Annotated in this window: 16 protein-coding genes; 7 read left to right on the top strand and 9 right to left on the bottom strand. The window is 45.5% G+C overall.

What is annotated here, in order from left to right; genetic code table 11:
* Positions 1–3: 3 nt before the first annotated feature.
* The 3 genes from MCG98_RS08105 (at position 4) to MCG98_RS08095 (ending at position 2137) form a co-directional block, all read left to right on the top strand.
* Positions 4–1146 (top strand): M56 family metallopeptidase, encoded by a 1143-nt coding sequence (locus MCG98_RS08105; protein WP_240301518.1) that lies wholly within the window; start codon positions 4–6, stop codon positions 1144–1146.
* Positions 1143–1385, top strand: a complete 243-nt coding sequence (locus tag MCG98_RS08100; RefSeq protein WP_240301517.1) for a hypothetical protein — start codon at positions 1143–1145, stop codon at positions 1383–1385. Before MCG98_RS08105 ends, MCG98_RS08100 begins: the two co-directional genes overlap by 4 nt.
* A 200-nt stretch (positions 1386–1585) precedes the next feature.
* On the top strand, positions 1586–2137 hold the full coding sequence (locus tag MCG98_RS08095) for a DUF2284 domain-containing protein (protein WP_240301516.1): 552 nt from the start codon (positions 1586–1588) through the stop codon (positions 2135–2137).
* Between the two features lie 67 nt (positions 2138–2204).
* On the opposite strand, the gene MCG98_RS08090 is transcribed toward MCG98_RS08095, so the two are convergent.
* Positions 2205–3053 (bottom strand): AraC family transcriptional regulator, encoded by an 849-nt coding sequence (locus tag MCG98_RS08090; RefSeq protein WP_240301515.1) that lies wholly within the window; start codon positions 3051–3053, stop codon positions 2205–2207.
* A 223-nt stretch (positions 3054–3276) separates the two neighbouring features.
* On the opposite strand from MCG98_RS08090, the gene MCG98_RS08085 reads away from it, so the two are divergent.
* On the top strand, positions 3277–4461 hold the full coding sequence (locus tag MCG98_RS08085) for a Gfo/Idh/MocA family oxidoreductase (RefSeq protein ID WP_240301514.1): 1185 nt from the start codon (positions 3277–3279) through the stop codon (positions 4459–4461).
* Between the two features lie 28 nt (positions 4462–4489).
* On the top strand, positions 4490–5428 hold the full coding sequence (locus tag MCG98_RS08080; RefSeq protein WP_240301513.1) for a sugar phosphate isomerase/epimerase: 939 nt from the start codon (positions 4490–4492) through the stop codon (positions 5426–5428).
* A gap of 108 nt (positions 5429–5536) precedes the next feature.
* Here the strand turns inward: MCG98_RS08080 and htpG are convergent, their stop codons facing one another.
* Positions 5537–7612, bottom strand: a complete 2076-nt coding sequence (gene htpG / locus MCG98_RS08075; RefSeq protein WP_240301512.1) for a molecular chaperone HtpG — start codon at positions 7610–7612, stop codon at positions 5537–5539.
* Between the two features lie 147 nt (positions 7613–7759).
* The gene (locus MCG98_RS08070; RefSeq protein WP_240301511.1) at positions 7760–8698 is read right to left on the bottom strand and encodes an AraC family transcriptional regulator; all 939 of its coding nucleotides are present in this window, start codon (positions 8696–8698) and stop codon (positions 7760–7762) included.
* 248 nt (positions 8699–8946) lie between these two features.
* Between MCG98_RS08070 and MCG98_RS08065 the strand changes: the two genes are divergently transcribed.
* A complete protein-coding gene (locus MCG98_RS08065) occupies positions 8947–10092 on the top strand; it encodes a uroporphyrinogen decarboxylase family protein (protein WP_240301510.1) in 1146 nt (381 codons plus the stop codon).
* A 240-nt stretch (positions 10093–10332) separates the two neighbouring features.
* Positions 10333–11640, top strand: a complete 1308-nt coding sequence (locus MCG98_RS08060; RefSeq protein WP_240301509.1) for an IS4 family transposase — start codon at positions 10333–10335, stop codon at positions 11638–11640.
* 180 nt (positions 11641–11820) lie between these two features.
* Here the strand turns inward: MCG98_RS08060 and MCG98_RS08055 are convergent, their stop codons facing one another.
* Genes MCG98_RS08055 through MCG98_RS08030 form a run of 6 tightly spaced genes read right to left on the bottom strand, consistent with a single transcriptional unit; the run spans position 11821 to position 17368 of the window.
* Complete coding sequence (locus MCG98_RS08055) at positions 11821–13191, bottom strand: aldehyde dehydrogenase (RefSeq protein WP_240301508.1); 1371 nt, start codon at positions 13189–13191, stop codon at positions 11821–11823.
* A gap of 45 nt (positions 13192–13236) precedes the next feature.
* A complete protein-coding gene (locus tag MCG98_RS08050) occupies positions 13237–14421 on the bottom strand; it encodes an iron-containing alcohol dehydrogenase (protein WP_240301507.1) in 1185 nt (394 codons plus the stop codon).
* Positions 14422–14427: 6 nt separating this feature from the next.
* On the bottom strand, positions 14428–15009 hold the full coding sequence (locus tag MCG98_RS08045) for a hypothetical protein (RefSeq protein WP_240301506.1): 582 nt from the start codon (positions 15007–15009) through the stop codon (positions 14428–14430).
* 17 nt (positions 15010–15026) lie between these two features.
* On the bottom strand, positions 15027–16433 hold the full coding sequence (locus MCG98_RS08040) for an FAD-dependent oxidoreductase (protein WP_240301505.1): 1407 nt from the start codon (positions 16431–16433) through the stop codon (positions 15027–15029).
* A gap of 7 nt (positions 16434–16440) precedes the next feature.
* On the bottom strand, positions 16441–16704 hold the full coding sequence (locus MCG98_RS08035; protein ID WP_240301504.1) for a glyoxalase: 264 nt from the start codon (positions 16702–16704) through the stop codon (positions 16441–16443).
* On the bottom strand, positions 16688–17368 hold the full coding sequence (locus tag MCG98_RS08030) for an HAD family hydrolase (RefSeq protein ID WP_240301503.1): 681 nt from the start codon (positions 17366–17368) through the stop codon (positions 16688–16690). Before MCG98_RS08030 ends, MCG98_RS08035 begins: the two co-directional genes overlap by 17 nt.
* Positions 17369–17395: the final 27 nt, after the last annotated feature.

The raw sequence follows: 17395 nt of genomic DNA, 5'->3' as shown, positions 1-17395 counted from the left end.
TTTTTGATTCTTTCCTTCTCTTCATTTTTGGCAGCCTTTGCCGCAGCAAATGTGATGGTTCTTTTTCTTGCTATACTTTTGAGAAGTAAATCTCCTCTGTCCAGATTCGGGCTCAATGTTTTACTTCTTTTTACAGCATTTATTGGAATTCGCATGCTGTTCCCACTTGAATTCTTTTACACCATTACATTTCCATCTAAAGTAGCTCTGCCGTTTTTATTTAGCTGGTTGTTTGAACGTCCCTTTTCACTGCCTGGCGGCATATCAGTTTACTTATACCAGATACTGCTCACGGTATGGATTTCCGGAACTTTATGTTTCCTTTTCCAAATTATTTCAGGGCACAGGAAATTGCAAAGACTTATCAGGTTCCTTCCAACTCTGAACAGTACACAGGTTTCAATGATATTAAAGGCGGTACAAAGAGAACGGAATGACAACACACAAGTCCGCATCGTTCAGACACCACATATAGCGACGCCTGCACTGACCGGTTTTATCCGTCCGGTGATTCTTCTGCCAGATCTTGCTTTTGAGGATGAGGAACTGCGCTATATCCTGACCCATGAATTAGACCATTATTACAGACATGATCTGCTATGGAAATTGTGTTTTGAGATATTATCTGCAGTTTACTGGTGGAATCCACTGATGTGGATTTTAAAGAAAGAGCTTTCTGCTCTGACTGAATTAAAAGCTGACGATACGGTCATTGAGAATCTGGATGCAGAGAAGCGGATTGCATATCTCGAATGCCTGACCCGCATTCACAAACATCAGGTACAGCAGTTTCAATCTTCTAATTTGTTGCTGACTTTTAGTAATGCCAGACTGGATAGCTTATTGTATAGGGCATACTATATTATTGATGACAGAAAAAAGAGGCATGGTTTTGGACTTATCATTATATGTTCTATGTTGCTTTTGTTATCAACGCTCTTTATTTTTGAGTCATATTCTATAAGCCCAACAGCTGAAGAAGAATCGATGAAAATCATTCCTGAAAAATGTTATTTTATAAAACTTGATGATAATCTGTACGATTTTTATTCAGGTGATGTATATTTAGGTAATGTTTCTAACCCTTATAGAGATAATTTTAAAGATTATCCTATTTACACAAAAGAAAATGAGGTATTGAGATGAAAAAATTAATAATTGTTGGTATGTTGTTCTTGTTAACTTTTAATACAACTTTAATAACCTTTGCAGGCGAAACAAACGTCCCTTCCGTTCATATAACAGAAAGTACTGACTCCCCTGAAAACATTACCCCACGCGCCGATATTATTGACTGGAGGTATAAAAATGTCAACGGGGTTTGCTATATGCGTCTCTACAATTATACTAAAAAGCAATGGGTCGGCGACTGGATTCGCTGCTAATACATAATTCTGGTTACTCTTCCCTTCTTCATACCGGGAAGATATGGTCCTGATGGACGATATCTTCCCGGTGTTTGCTGTCTGCAGGTTAATTGTCTCATACTTCTGCTCTTCCCACTTTCCTGACTCGCTTTCACAACTTACATAGTCACATCCACAAAATCTGTGTTATAGTAAAAGAAAACGGAGGTATCAATCATATGTATACAACATCACGCCATGAAGCAACGATATCGGTACCAGAATACCTGGAGGGATTTGTGGATGTTCCCACATTTTTGGAAGCCTGCAAGGCCTGTCCCAATTATGACCGTGTGTGGTCCTGCCCTTCGTATGACTTCGATGTTCTGAAATACTGGAACCGCTATAAAACTTTCCGTCTGCTGGCAACCAAGATCACATTTAATGACGAATATCTGACAAAAACTTATACCCCGGAAGAACAAAAAGATCTTCTGGATAAGATACTGCCAGCCGAAAAACAGAAGCTGAGTGATGAGCTGCTGCGAGCGGAAAAGCTGAATCCCGGCAGTATCAGTCTTTCTGCCGGAAGCTGTCATCTGTGCCCTCAGTGTACCAAACCGACCGGCAAATCCTGTCTGAATCCGGAGATGATGCGTTACTCCATCGAATCTCTTGGCGGTAATGTCGGACTGACGATTGAGAAACTTCTGGGTCTCAATCTGGAATGGATGGAAGAAGGCAAACTTCCTCACCATTTTGTGCTGGTATGCGGCCTGCTGCTTCCGTGACACGTGTCAAATGTGGATATCAAACATAAAATAACTGCTCTGAATGAAAACTTTCAGAGCAGTTATTTTATATCTGCGGGCTTTGATTCGCCCTCCGGTATTGTTTCGGCGTGATGCCGGTCTTTTTGATAAACATATTGATCAGACTGGTGCTGGATGCGTACCCCACCTCATATGCGATCTCCGTCACAGTTTTCGTAGTGCGTGCAAGAAGTATCTTCGTCTGCTCAAGCCGCGTATTGGTGAGAAATTCTATCGGTGAATATCCCGTCCGCTCTTTAAAACTGTGTGCATAGTAATAAGCACTCAGATTCGCCACAGCTGCCAGGTCATTCAGCGTGAGCTCTTCCCCGTAATTGGCGCGGATGTACCGGATCGACCGATCGATGGGATTGTCACTCTCCTCCGGTTCCAAATCCGGCGTCAGCAAATATTCAAATATCCTGTAAATTCTCGCCGAGCTGTGTATCATGTGCTCAATCCCTCCATCCATATGAAACTTAATCATATTATAAAGCAGCAGACCAATCTGCGCATTACTCTCCTGCCGTATCAGTGGTCCTGCCTTGTCCAGGATATTTTGACAGATCTCGTGCGAATTCGAACCGTCAAAATGCATATACAGAAATTCAAGCCCGTTAAATGCCTGATAGTAATGCGGTTCTGTACAGTCCAGAAGCACCACATCCCCCTTCTCTGCATCAAATACCTGATCACGATACTCCACATGAAACTGTCCTTTGCGCACATAGGCAATCAGAATCGGCGGATAACTTTCTCTCCGAATAAAATAATTCGAGTTGCAGAAATAATGGCCGCACCAGGTAGGGTAAAAATAAAGCTCCCTCGCCAGTTCGGATGGCGTAAAAGAAAAGCAGACAGACTGTGCCTGAATCCCCGGATCCACACTCTTCATGAAATCCCTCCTTTCAAAAAGCAAGAATGACGAATTTTAAAGCAACTGCTATTGTTTACTCTTGTTTTTTTATAGTTTATAATACAATCACAGTAAAGGAAATAAACAAAATAGACAAATTTTTTAGCTATTTCTTGTCTAATTTGACTTTATCGCGCGTAAAAAAGTAAGATCCTTTTATCTTAATCAAAAAACAATGTAAATGAATTATAAAGGAGTGAATATGATGTTAAATGGAGAAAAAAAGATTCCCAGACCTTATCGCTGGGCTATGGTAGGCGGCGGACGTACCGGAGGGGTCGGCTACAAACACCGTCTAGGCGCCCTGAGAGATAACACTGCATTTCAACTGGTAGCAGGTGCGTTCGATGTTGATTACGATCGCTGTATGGACTTTGGAAAAAACCTGGGCATACCCGAAGACCGCCTGTATCCGGATTATAAGACTCTATTTAAGGAGGAAGCAAAACGACCGGATGGCATCGAAGCCGTATCCATCGCTACGCCAAACTTTACACATTTTGAAATCGCAAAGGCTGCCCTTGAAGCCGGGCTTCATGTAATCTGTGAAAAGCCGCTGTTCTTTAAAGTGGAACAGGGGGAAGAGATCAAGGCACTGGCAGAAAAAATGAATAAGATCGTGGGTGTGACGTACGGTTTTTCCGGAAGCCAGCTGCTCCTGCAGATGCGCCAGATGGTTCAGAATGGTGATCTGGGTGATATCCATATGGTAGAACTCCGCTATACACATGGATTTGCCTGTGACGAGATAGGTGACAGAAAGGCGGAAGGGCAGAAATGGCGTGTCGACCCTGAGAAGTCAGGACCTTCTTTCGTACTGGGTGACCTGTCCACCCATACCTTCTATATGTCAGAGCTAATCTGCCCGGAATTAAAGCTAAAACAGCTGCTGTGCGACCGGCAGAGCTTCGTTGGCTCCCGTGCACCGCTGGAAGACAATGCCTATGTATTGATGCGCTATGAAAATGGAGCTGTAGGACGTATGTGGGCATCAGCCGTAGATGCCGGCTGCATGGACGGACACCGGATCCGGATCGTAGGCTCCAAAGCTTCCGTGGAGTTCTCCGATAATCAGCCGAATGAACTGCTGTACCAGGTTCAGGGGGAACCGATCCGCAAACTGATCCGCGCTATGCCGTATCTCTATGATGAGTGCAACGCCGATGAACGTCTGGGAGCACTCCACGCAGAGGGTCTGCCGGAGAGCTGGTCCAACATTTATCTGAAATTTGCCATCGCTATGAACGCAAAAGACAACGGCGATGAAGAAACGTTAAAAAATCTGGTTTATCCCGATATCAATGCCGGCATCGAAGGCATCCGCTGGGTGACAAAATGCGTGGAATCCGCCGACAAAGGCGGAGTCTGGGTGGATTTCCAGGATTAAACTCATAAAATTCAGGAGGAACAACTAAATGGAACTTGCAATTTGTACTGATGTATTTGCTGATCTTGGCTATACCGATATGCTGGATAAAGTAAAATCCATGGGCATTGACGCCGTTGAGATGACCGCCGGAGGCTGGGGCGCCAGAAAGCACTGCAACACAGAGGAGCTGTTATCCGACGCTGAGAAACTGAGCACCTTTAAAAAAGAGCTGGAATCACGGGGTATGCGGATTTCTGCCCTCAACACATCCTGCAACCCGCTCTGGCCGTCTGCTACCGGAGAAGAGTATAAAAAATCCATGTATCAGTGTGCAGAACTTGCCGGAAAACTGGGGGTGAAAAAGATCGTTGCCATGGCTGGTCTTCCCGCCGGCAATGAAAAGGACACGACGCCAAACTGGATCACATCCACGATATCCTGGCCAGCCTTCATGGCACCAGCCTATCAATATCAGTGGAACGTAACGATCGAGTTCTGGAAGGAATATGCCGATCACTGTAAAAGGTGCGGTGTGGAGCAGATTGCGATAGAAGAATTCCCGGGAACCATGGTATGGTCTGCAGAGACGCTGCTGAAACTTAGAAATGCAACGGACCCGATGATCGGTATCAACCTGGACCCCTCCCATATGATTGTGCTGGGCGCGGATCCGATCGCCGCCGCGAGAGCTCTGAAAGGCTGCATTTTCCACGTACACGGCAAAGATGCCCGTATTGAGCGGGGTACATCCGATGTTAACGGACTTTTGGATCCCCGTCCGGTTACAGAGACTGCCGAGCGCATGTGGAACTATGTTGCCGTCGGCTGCGGGCAGGATCTGGCATGGTGGAAAGAGTTTTTCTCTGTTCTCAGTATGCTCGGGTACCACGGAGATGTCTCCCTGGAAATGGAAGACCTGACCATGTCTGTGGAGGCCGGAGTCGCTACCTCCATAGATGCGCTCCGCCAGACTATCAGCAGATAGAGAAGATTACGCTGGCGTATTTCCATATTTCATTGCAGATACCCCCGCTCAGGACGGCAAAAACCGACTGCGCAGGGGTATCTCTGTTTTATCTCACAGGCTGACTGTTTATTTCGTCAGCAGCATCATGATCTTATTGCTTCTCTCCAGGAACTTCGTCATCTGTTCCGGGGAAAGCTGTTTGTGGCTGAGCATCGCCATATCATACAGCTGCTCACAGATCATATCTGTATTCTCGTCCTCTCTGTGGTCCATAATGTAGGACACCAGCGGATGGTTTACGTTGAGCACGAGTGTCTCGTTTCCGCCTCCGAACATGCTGGAATCCATACCGTACATCTTCATCATATCCTGCATCCGGCGGTTTTCCTCGGAGAGTGTCATCATTGCAGAGACACTGTCATCTTTCAGCTTTTCTGCTTTGATATCAAGTTTCTCTACATTCAGAGCTTTCTTGAACATTTCGGTAAGGGACTCTGCCACTTCCTTCAGTTCTTCACTGTCACCCTCTTTAAAGTCCTCTGTCAGGTCTGCATCGATCCTCTGGAAATGGACTTCCTCTTTCACCTGCTCAACATGAGAGATGAACGCAGAATCGATGTTGTGTTTCAGGACAACGGCATCTTTTCCTTCCTTTCGGAACATATTGATATACTGGCTCTGCTGTACCTCATCCGTCACATAGAAAATATTTGTCTTCTCAGCTTCCTTCTTCTCTTCGGAATCTTTGTTTTCCTCCGTCGTCTCTTCTACTGTCTCTTCGGCTGCCTCATCTGTCTTTTCCTCTTCCGGCTTCTTATTCTCCTCGATGCAGTCAGCGAGCGTGAGGTATTTGCCGTCCAGGTTTTTGTAGAGGATATAGTCCATCATTTTCTCTGAGAATTTTGTCTCTTTGATGCATCCGAACTTGATGAACGGACTGATGTCATCCCAGCATTTTTCATAGGCTTCACGGTCTGTCTTGCACATGCCGGTCAGTTTATCCGCAACTTTTTTGCTGATATATTCAGAAATCTTCTTAACAAATCCATCGTTCTGCAGCGCGCTTCTGGATACATTGAGCGGCAGGTCCGGACAGTCGATAACACCTTTTAGCAGCATCAGGAATTCCGGAATAACTTCTTTAATATTGTCTGCGATAAACACCTGATTGTTGTACAGTTTGATGGTTCCCTCAATGGAATCGTATTCTGTATTGATCTTCGGGAAGTACAGAATTCCTTTTAAGTTAAACGGATAGTCCGTGTTCAGATGAATCCAGAACAGCGGCTCTTTATAATCCATAAATACTTTCCGGTAGAATTCTTTATACTCGTCATCTGTACAGTCATTCGGATGTTTCATCCAGAGCGGCTGTGTATCACTCAGGGATACCGGACGTTTGTTTATCTTCACCATGTCACGGGCAGGAGAGATTTCTACGATTTCTTTCTCGCCGTCTTCATTTTCCTGTTCCTCTGTCTTTGCTTCCTCATGGATACGCTCTACGATCACATCATCTTCTCTTAATTCTGACTCCTCGATCGTCTCATATTCCTGCTCAGCATTTTCCTTGGACAAAAAGATTTCTACCGGCATGAAGGAGCAGTATTTTTCTATGACTTCACGCATCCGGTATTCATTTGCGAATTCCAGGCTCTCTTCATTCAGGAACAGTGTGATCTCGGTTCCTACAGTCTGTTTGTCACCCTCACCAATCTCATACTCTACGCCGCCGTCACACTCCCAGTGTACCGGTTTTGCACCTTCTTTGAAAGACAACGTATCAATATGCACATTATCTGCCACCATAAATGCAGAATAAAATCCAAGTCCAAAATGTCCGATGATCTGGTCTTCATTCGTCTTGTCCTTATATTTTTCCAGAAACTGTGTCGCCCCTGAAAATGCGATCTGAGTGATATATTCCTCGACTTCTTCCTCTGTCATACCGAGTCCGCTGTCGATAAATTTCAGAGTCTTCTTCTCCGGGTTTACGATAACATCAATCTTGCATTTATAATCATCCGGAAATGTGTATTCACCCATAATTTCAAGCTTCTTCAGCTTTGTGATGGCATCACATCCGTTTGAAATCATCTCACGTACAAAAATGTCGTGATCGGAATACAGCCATTTTTTAATAATCGGAAAAATATTATCGCTGTCGATTGATAAATTACCGCGTTTTAAATTCTCTGCCATTGCAGTCCACACTCCTTTGTTCAATTAATATACTGTTTGGTAATATCTTAATACCCAGCGTGCAAAAAGTCAAGAAAAAATTAGCACTCATTTTTAGTGAGTGCTAGTAATTTGTATCCATCCATTGAACCCCTGCACTTGTCAAAATCAGATCTTTTTAAAATAACTGGGCGGATACCCCATCACTTTTTTAAACACCCTTGTGAAATAATTCGGATCATAGATTCCCACCTGCTCAGCCGCCTGTCTGACTGTTATCCCATCACTCTGCAGAAACTCCAATGATTTAATGATACGCACACGTGTGACATACTCAAGTGGTGTCAGTCCTGTCACATCCTTAAAAAGCATCCGAAAGTAACTCTCCGACAGCGCTGAATCCCGGGCCAGTTTTACAACATCCAGTTCTTCACTGTAGTGCTCCTCCATATAGGAGAGTGCACTGGCAACTAACTCCCGTTTTCTTGTATTATGCTTCAGAAGCTTCGGAGGCTGCCGGTTCTGTGCCCGTTTGATCGTGACCAGAATGACCTGCAACAGGGATGCTTTGATATATTCTGCACCAAACTGGGCGCAGTCCTGCTCTTCCAGAATCTGCAGCAGCAAAGCCTCCACGCGGATCGCCTCCTGCGGTGTGAGATGAATGATTCCCTGAATATGCGATTTTTCATCATTTGTGAGCGATTGCTTATCACCTGCATCGCCATCGGATATATTGACGAGCAGATTCTCCCACTGTGAGCGGATATCCTCCATACTGTCCGTAGCAGAGGTCGGCGGAAGTGTTTCACGCATCAGCCGCTTCCAGTCCTCACCCAGCTCATCCGGGAAAAAATAGCAGTTCATAAAGCGGATCTGAGAGTTCATGATATAACCGTGTTTCTGATGCGCCGGAACTAAAAACACGTCTCCGGATATCAGCGGCATCTCAATTCCGCGAAACCGGTGCATACATGCACCTTTCGTAATCAGCACAAATTCCTGAAACACATGCGCATGCTCAGCGATCACCGTATTGCTCTCATATTCAGCGGCCTCTACCCCAATCGCAGTATTTTTCAGTGGAAATTCAATATAAGTATCCATATGCAGCACCTCTGCCAAACGACTCATTGTTCTCACTGTTAACTATAACACAGTGCTAAAAGAAGCTCCAGAAAAATCATAAGATTGTGCTACTTTATTCTTGCATCGTTATGCTAAATCAGGCAGACGTTATGTTAAACTGACAATATCAGATGAGTTCATGCATGACTTCAAAAAGACCGATACCAACCTAATGGGACGGGTGCAGCAAAAACGATCCGAACAGAAAAATATCAGGAGGAGAAAATATGACGTCAAGAGAACGTGTATTAAAAACATTAAACTTTGAGGAGGCAGACCGCATCGCCGTTGACTGGGGCAACAATGCCGTTACCGGAATCCAGGCAGATGCCTACCGCAATCTGCTGAAGTATATCGGGCATGAGGAAGAGGAGATTATCATCCGTGATATCAAACAGGGCCTTGCTCTGGTCAGTGATTATGTGCTGGATTATTTTGATGTGGACACACGTCCGCTGCTCACAAATCCACCCAGCGGATGGCAGATGAAGATTGATAAAGACGGGGGCTTCTACGATGAAAACGGCGTCTACTTTAAACAGATGGGCGAATACTTTGATTTCGTAAAAAATCCACTCGAAGACGCCGACACGATCGAAGACCTGAAAGCCTTTAAACCGTCCGACCCGACAGACCCTGCCAGATTTGCCGGCATGAGAGAACGCGCCAGATATCTGAGAGAGAACACAGACAAGGCGATCGTCATCGGGGAGCACGGCTCTGTATTCTATCAGGCATGGGAATGGAGAGGCATGCAGAACTTCATGGGTGACTTTGCGGGCGATCCTGAATTTGCAGATTACCTGATGGATATGGCCGCCGACTGGTGGAGTGCCTGGTATGAGACTATGTTAAAAGAAGTAGGTGAATACGTTGATATCATGTGGCTGGGAGATGACTGGGGTACACAAAACGGTCCGCTCATCCAGCCTGAACAGTTCGAAAAGCGTGTACAGCCGCGTATCAAAAGAGTCATCGAATCCATGCATAAATATTGTGATGGAAAGGTCGCATACCACAGCTGCGGATCGATCTCGTGGGCATTTGACTCACTTCATGACGCCGGAGTCGACATCATCCAGCCTGTTCAGGCAAATGCCGCAGGCATGCAGGACAGCAGAAAACTAAAAGAGATGACTTACGGGAAACTGGTACTGCACGGTGGTCTTGATAATCAGGGGAAATTTGCAGGACCAACGGATGCAGTGATCGCGGACGTTAAGCAGAAGATACGTGACTTTGCGCCGGGCGGCGGGTATCTGTTCGCATGCGGACACAATATCCAGTCCGACTGTCCGCCTGAAAATATTGTGGCGATCTTTGATACCTATAAAAAATATGGTAAATACCCTGTCAGGATCGACGAGGATTAATCTCCCGGTTCATCTATCTATTCTCTTATTAAAAAAGAGGTCCACCGGACAATGTCATTAAGTTAAGATATTATACTAAGATTCCTATATCAGAAATGATATAGGGGTCTTTTTATTTTGTGAAAAACTGTTGACATTTTAGTTCGATTGTGCGGCCGCTTTCACTACTGATGATTTTAAGCGGTAGTGAAAGCGGCCCTTGTAATTAAGAACTATCTTGATTGCAAGGAGGATTCTATTATGTCAGATTTTATTGAAAGTACTACAAAGTCTCTGGAAACTTTAATATCAGAATTAGCAACAAATCCATCACTTTTTCTTAGAAATCCCAGTGTTGATTTTACAAGAAATCGAAAAATTGATTTCAAAACCCTGGTTGGAATTACTATGAATTCTGGTGGTTGTACTATGAATAAAGAGTTATTGGATTTTTTTGACTTCGATGTAAATACACCTACTGTATCTGCCTACACTCAACAACGGTCAAAAGTTTTACCTGAGGCATTCGAATTCTTATTCCAGGAATTTAATGTTCAGAATCAAAGAATCCAAAATCTATATGAGGGATATCAACTGCTGGCCTGCGATGGATGTAATCTAAGTATTGCAACCAATCCCAAGGATTCCGAAACAGCATGGAAGCAAAATCAGTATGGAGGTATAACTAACCATCTACATCTAAATGCCTTCTATGATATACAAAACCGAGTTTATACGGATGCAATCGTTCAAACGGCTTCAGAATATCAAGAACACAGGGCATGTATTCAAATGATGGAACGCTCACATCAGAGCAATGTAATTCTAGTTGCTGACAGAGGGTATGAGAATTACAACATTATGGCTCATGCAATCAATAAAGGGTGGAATTTTTTGATCCGTATTAAAGATATCGGAAGTAATGGCATGGCATCGGGATTAGAACTGCCTGATAAAGAAACGTTTGATCTAGACGTAGATATTAAGCTAACAAGAAAGCAAACAAAAGCAAAGAGAATGGAGGGCTATAAGTTTATGCCAACGTGCCAAACATTTGATTATCTCCCCGTTGGTAGTCCGAATGAGTATACATTATCTTTTCGAATTGCCAGATTCAAAATATCTGAAGATTCCTTTGAAATGGTCGTAACAAATCTTAATGAATTTGAATTTTCTCCTAAAAAACTTAAAGAAATATATCAGTTACGGTGGGGAATTGAAACATCTTTTAGAGAATTAAAGTATGCCATTGGATTGACAAATTTTCATGCAAAAAAAGTCGATTATATCAAACAAGAAATATTTGCAAGATTGACCCTTTATAACTATTGCGAGTTAATTACTGCATATGTTATCAAGCAAAGCAATAAGTTTCATCAAACAAAACAGGTGAACTTTACCATTGCCATCTATATCTGCAGAGAATATCTGCGAAGAAAGCGCCAATTAAGTTCACCTGCGGTGATTAGGCTTATAGAACAGCATACGTTGCCTGTGAGACCTGGGCGTCGAGACCCTCGGAAAGTCAAACCCCAAGCCTCCGTAAGTTTTCTATATAGAGTAGCATAATCACTCATTAATTATATACGTTTTTTGACAGATGAACAATCTGTCTTTTTGTCTTGCAATCAAAAAGAGACTTTGCCTAATTATAATAAAAACATCATCTTAAGCAAAATCTCTTTTCTTGCATGCTATAGAGTTAAAGAATTAACTTAATGACATTGGTCCACCGGACCTCTTTTTTACTTACCGTAAGAACAGCCGGATCAGCGTCTCTTTCCATTTCGTCAGCGGATAATACCGCATCGGAAGGTCCAGCCAGTTGTATTTCTGCAGTACACTCTTCCTGTGGCTGAATGTCTCAAAAGATGCCTTTCCGTGGTAGCTTCCCATACCGCTTGCGCCGACACCTCCGAATCCCATCTGGGACGTAGCCAGGTGAATGATCGTATCGTTGATACAGCCACCCCCAAATGATAGTTCTTTCAGTACCCGGTGTTCCATGGCGGGGTCCCTGGTGAACAGATACAGTGCCAGTGGCTTATCTCCCGCTTTCACACGTGAGATCGCTTCCGGTATATTACAAAACGTCAGTATCGGAAGAATCGGACCGAATATCTCCTGCTGCATAACCGGTGACTTCCAGGTGATATGATCCAGAATCGTCGGTGCGATCTGCATCGTATCCTGATTCGCATATCCGCCCTCCAGTACTGTCTCATCCTTTATCAGCTCCATCAGGCGGTTGAAATGTTTCTGATTGATGATCTTCGGATAATCCGGATGCATCACCGGTTCACTTCCAAGCATTTTGTGAAGCCACTTCCTCAGATATGTGACAAGCTCATCCTTTACGGTTTCTTCCACCAGGAGGTAATCAGGAGCCACACATGTCTGGCCGCTGTTCAGAAACTTCCCGAACACAATACGGCGTGCCGCGAGATTGAGATCCGCGGTGGCGTCGACGATACACGGACTCTTGCCCCCCAGCTCCAGCGTTACCGGAGTCAGATTCTTTGCAGCCTTTTCCATAACTGTCTTTCCGACTTCTACGCCGCCGGTGAAAAAGATGTAATCAAACTTCTGATTCAAAAGCTCATTGTTTTCTTTTCTGCCGCCCTCGACAACTGCCACATATTTCCTCGGAAACACTTCTGAGATGATTTTCCGGATCACTCTCGAAACGGCTGGTGCATATGCGGAGGGTTTCAGTACACAGCAGTTTCCCGCAGCGATAGCCCCGATCAGCGGCTCCATGCACAGCATGAACGGATAGTTCCACGGGGACATGATCAGCGTCACACCGTAAGGCTCCGGAATTACAAAGCTTTTCGCCGGAAAATGGACAAGCGGCGTGGACACTCTCCTTCCTCTGATCCAGAATGGAAGATGGCGTTTGACATAGCGCAGCTCAGCGAGCGTCATGCCAACCTCCGCCATATAGGACTCCGCACCTGATTTATGCAGATCCTGTTTCAGTGCACTTAAGATCTCTGCCTCATTCCTTTTTATGCCCGCTTCCAGACGGCTCAATGCCGTCATCCGGAACTGAAGATTTTTTGTCTGGTTTCCTGAAAAAAACATCTGCTGTATTTTCACCAGTTTTCTGATATCCATAACCTATCCCCTTTCATCTTCTCCGTTCATCGTTACAAAACCATATTAAAATGCTTTCTCCAATATAAAAATAACGTCCTCAAATTTCACATCGCGCGGATTGACGATCATGGCACCGTCATTCATCGCTGTTCTGGCAATCTGGGCAAAATCACTTTTTTTAACGCCGCATTCCCGCAGTCTGACAGGAAGTCCGCACTCTTTATGCAGTCGCATACGCAATTCCCAGACAGAGCGGATCGCTTCTTTTCCCCGCTCACTTTTGGGAGTCTTGGCAAAGACTTCTTCCCCGGCAAGATGCAGCAGGAGTTCAGCATACATCTCTTTGCGCATCCGGTGGTTAAATGCCATGCCGTGCGGCAGCAGGATCGTCATCGCATCCCCGTGCGGAACCCGGCAGACTCCCCCGAGCGCATGGCCGATGGCATGGATCACGCCGACCATGCTGTTTGAAAATGCCGCCCCCGCCATCATGGATGCATTTGCCATGGCAAGGCGTGCCTTTCTGTCTTTTCCATTTGCCACCGCGCGCTCCAGATTATCTGCGATCAGTCGGATAGCTCCCACCGCATACGCATCGCTGAGTGGATTTTTCTGAATACAGGTATATGCCTCAATCGCATGACAGAGGGCATCCATACCCGTGGAAGCCGTCATTCTCGGCGGAAGCGTCTCTGTCATCCGCTCATCCAGCACCGCTGCATCCGGCTGCAGATAATAAGAGATAAATTCCATTTTCAGCCTTCGGGCCTCATTTTTGATCACTGCTACCAGTGTAGATTCCGAACCCGTCCCGGAGGTTGTCGGAACTGCGATAAACGGAATATGATTCATCCCTGTCATATTTTCACAGCCCCAGATATCCAGCAGGTCCTCCACATTCTGAGAAAGGACCATCCGGACTCCCTTCGCAGTATCGATGACAGAACCGCCTCCGACGGCAATAAGACTGTCGCATCCAAGCCTTCTGTATTCTTTTACAATATTATGCACGACCTTAAGAGAAGAGTCCGGCGGAATGCTGGTATAAATTCCACCCGGTTCAATTCCTCCCCCCAGCAGTGCATCCAGCACAATCTTCAATGTACCGATCTTCTTCAGCATTTCATCTGAGAGCACCATCGGTTTTTCAGCCCCCAGATTTTCAAGCTCTGACGGAATGTTTTCCAGCGCATACCGTCCGGACATCACTTTCGCCGAGCTCTGAAATTCATAATATTCTGGTATCATATGTGTTTACGTCTCCTCAAATTTTTTATGCATGCATTTGATGCGGTATGGTTTCTTCTCCTCCGGCGACATCGTATAAGCGCCCCTCGCCGCACCGATCAGTATTCTTGTGTACAGTGCCAGTGTACCGCAGCGCTTTTGTGCCACTTCCTTTAATATCCGCCTGGTCATCACCTTCGGAAAAAGATAGGATTCGACCACATCCACACAGCGTGTCAGCTCCATCGCCGTTCCAACGTCCCCATGCAGTGTAAAAGCATGCGCTGCGTACGCCTGAGCAATTCCCTGCCTTCCCGTCAGCACCATGAATGCCGCCTCCAGACTGCGAAATGTGATACAGGTGTCATAATACCTTTGAATCCTCGGATTCAGACGCTGCAGCTTATCTTTATTTTTGCGAAAAAACAGTCTCGGTCCATCCTTGGAACAGGCAAGGCAGTACGTCATCCCGTCAGGCCAGCTGTCGATCTCTTCCCTCACCCGGCCGTCAATTTTGTGCAGCTCACAGATACCTGCATACATCACATACAGTACGATTGCGCCAAGCCGCTTTTCCATCTTTTGTTTCATCGCTGATTCTATACTCATATGAATATCCATTGTCATTATTCCCCACTCATTTTACGTAAAATACTTCTCGCCGCACTGATGCCGTTTGCACTTGCCTGCTGCAGCCCCCGTGTCACAGACGCGCCGTCACCGATGGCACGGAGCCCTCTGACACTGGTCTGGAAATCACGGTCCACCACAACTTTATTGGAATAGAATTTCACCTCAACCCCATACAGCAGTGTTTCATCACTGGCAATTCCCGGCGTAACCTTATCAAGCGCCATGATCATCTCCGAAATGTCCACCATGATACGGTGAGGCAGCACGAGTGAGAGGTCCCCGGGCACAGAATCTTTAAGCGTGGGTATCAGGTTGTTCCTGCACAGCCGTTCTTCGGTGGTTCTTCTGCCCCTTCTGAAATCCCCAAAAGCCTGAACCATGATTTTTCCGTCACACAGCATGTTGCTCAGCTGCGCGACGGCTTTTCCGTATTCGATCGGTGTTTTAAATGGTTTGGTGAAATTTTTTGAGACGAGAAGTGCAAAATTCGTATTATTCGTCTTAAATTCAGCAGATTTGTATGCGTGTCCGTTTACTACGGCCAGACCGTCTTCGTAATATTCCGTTGCGACTTCGCCTGAGGGATTTGTACAGAAGGTCCGTACCTTATCGTCAAACGTAGGCGTATAGTAGATCAGTTTTGCCTCATACAGATTTTCGTTCAGAAACTCCATGATCTCATCCCGCACTTCTACACGAACGCCAATATCAACTGTCCCGACCTCCGTCTCAATTCCATGATGACGGCAGACATGGCTCAGCCAGTCGGCGCCTTCCCTGCCCACAGATGCGATGATCTCATCTGCCTGATAAACTTCCCCTGCCTGTGTCACAACATTTTTTGCACAGCCCTCTTCTATTGTTATATCAGATACCATGGTGTTAAATTTCATCTCAATCCCCTGTTCCAGCAGATGATCCTCAAGGCGCTGGTAAATCTTATAACCTTCTTCCGTTCCCAGATGGCGGATGGGGCATTCCACCAGTTTTAGATTTGCATTGATCGCTTTTTTCCTGATCTCCCGCAGTTCTTTCTCTTTGTCGAGTCCGTACACTTTCCGGTCCGCACCAAACTTCAGATAGATATCATCGGATTCTTTTAAAAGCTTTACGGTTTCTTCATAGCCTAAAATTTCCGGCAGATTTCCTCCCACATCCGGCGAGAGTGACAACTTTCCATCCGAAAAGGCACCGGCCCCCGCAAATCCTGTGGTGATCGAACATGGGCTGCAGCCCATGCATTTTTGTGTTCTTCGTTTGGGACAGCTTCTGTTCTCAATCGCACGGCCCTTTTCGATCATCAGAATCTTCAGCCCTGGATTCTCTTTGTTCAGTGTATATGCACAGAATATTCCCGAAGGCCCTGCGCCTATGATTATCACATCATATTTGTTATTCATTCAGACTTTACCCTTCTACAATCAGATATTTTCCGTCTGGCAGCTCAAATACTTCACTGGCCTCTCTCAGCTCATCATCTGTCATATCCTGCACGTCCATGCCGGATTCATCCATATAGTCTCGTACCTCCCGGATAGAATCAACTATGACAGCCATGCAGTCCTCCAGAAACGCCTCGGCCTCCGCTATTGTTCCGGCCACCGGTTCATCAAAAAGCTGTGACTGCTTTTTCAAAAATACTTCCAGACATTCTTCACTGTAACTCTGCATGATATTTCCCCCTTTTCCTTTGTATATCCAGTAACTCTTCCGGTCGTTCAATGATATAATGCGCATGGTTTTCTTCCAGTTCCTTACGTTCCCTGAATCCCCAGAGGACTCCGATCGTCAGCATACAGGCCCTGTTGCCGGTCTTCATATCTGTGTCCGTATCCCCTACATACATGCATTCTTCCGGCTTCACTCCCAGTCTGTGCGCGATCAGCAGTGCACTGTCAGGCGCAGGTTTCCGAGGTATGCTCGGCATCTGTCCCTGAATCACATCAAACAGACCATCCCCGTATATTCCGTGAATTGCTCCTACGGCAGCAGTATGCGGCTTATTCGTACAGACCGCCAGACGTACCCCGCGATCTTTCAGCTTAAGCAGTGTTTCCGGCATTCCGATATACGCACTTACATGGTAAAGCGGATCTTCCGCGAATAAATCCCGGTACATCTGCCTTGCCTCATCGAGGTATGACAGATTCCCGCCAGTCCTGACAAAGCAGCGCCTGATCAGTTCATCTGCACCATCGCCGGCAAAATAATTGAAAAGTTCCACCGGAACCGGTCCCAGGCCATAATGTGCCAGCACCTGATTCGCCACATGCGCAATAGACTCTACGGTATCCAATAGTGTTCCATCCAAATCAAATAAACATGCTTTGTACATCCATGTTCTCCTTTTTCGCGCATTTTT

It is taken from the genome of Ruminococcus sp. OA3 (assembly GCF_022440845.1).
Taxonomy (GTDB): domain Bacteria; phylum Bacillota; class Clostridia; order Lachnospirales; family Lachnospiraceae; genus Ruminococcus_G.
This window is presented reverse-complemented; position numbering and strand designations above follow the sequence as displayed.

Excerpts from the sequence above, each read along its gene's own strand:
- MCG98_RS08100 (WP_240301517.1), top strand. The coding sequence starts at position 1,143 with ATGAAAAAATTAATAATTGTTGGTATGTTGTTCTTGTTAACTTTTAAT.
- MCG98_RS08095 (WP_240301516.1), top strand. The coding sequence starts at position 1,586 with ATGTATACAACATCACGCCATGAAGCAACGATATCGGTACCAGAATAC.
- MCG98_RS08090 (WP_240301515.1), bottom strand. The coding sequence starts at position 3,053 with ATGAAGAGTGTGGATCCGGGGATTCAGGCACAGTCTGTCTGCTTTTCT.
- MCG98_RS08085 (WP_240301514.1), top strand. The coding sequence starts at position 3,277 with ATGATGTTAAATGGAGAAAAAAAGATTCCCAGACCTTATCGCTGGGCT.
- MCG98_RS08080 (WP_240301513.1), top strand. The coding sequence starts at position 4,490 with ATGGAACTTGCAATTTGTACTGATGTATTTGCTGATCTTGGCTATACC.
- htpG (WP_240301512.1), bottom strand. The coding sequence starts at position 7,612 with ATGGCAGAGAATTTAAAACGCGGTAATTTATCAATCGACAGCGATAAT.
- MCG98_RS08070 (WP_240301511.1), bottom strand. The coding sequence starts at position 8,698 with ATGGATACTTATATTGAATTTCCACTGAAAAATACTGCGATTGGGGTA.
- MCG98_RS08065 (WP_240301510.1), top strand. The coding sequence starts at position 8,947 with ATGACGTCAAGAGAACGTGTATTAAAAACATTAAACTTTGAGGAGGCA.
- MCG98_RS08060 (WP_240301509.1), top strand. The coding sequence starts at position 10,333 with ATGTCAGATTTTATTGAAAGTACTACAAAGTCTCTGGAAACTTTAATA.
- MCG98_RS08055 (WP_240301508.1), bottom strand. The coding sequence starts at position 13,191 with ATGGATATCAGAAAACTGGTGAAAATACAGCAGATGTTTTTTTCAGGA.
- MCG98_RS08050 (WP_240301507.1), bottom strand. The coding sequence starts at position 14,421 with ATGATACCAGAATATTATGAATTTCAGAGCTCGGCGAAAGTGATGTCC.
- MCG98_RS08045 (WP_240301506.1), bottom strand. The coding sequence starts at position 15,009 with ATGAGTATAGAATCAGCGATGAAACAAAAGATGGAAAAGCGGCTTGGC.
- MCG98_RS08040 (WP_240301505.1), bottom strand. The coding sequence starts at position 16,433 with ATGAATAACAAATATGATGTGATAATCATAGGCGCAGGGCCTTCGGGA.
- MCG98_RS08035 (WP_240301504.1), bottom strand. The coding sequence starts at position 16,704 with ATGCAGAGTTACAGTGAAGAATGTCTGGAAGTATTTTTGAAAAAGCAG.
- MCG98_RS08030 (WP_240301503.1), bottom strand. The coding sequence starts at position 17,368 with ATGTACAAAGCATGTTTATTTGATTTGGATGGAACACTATTGGATACC.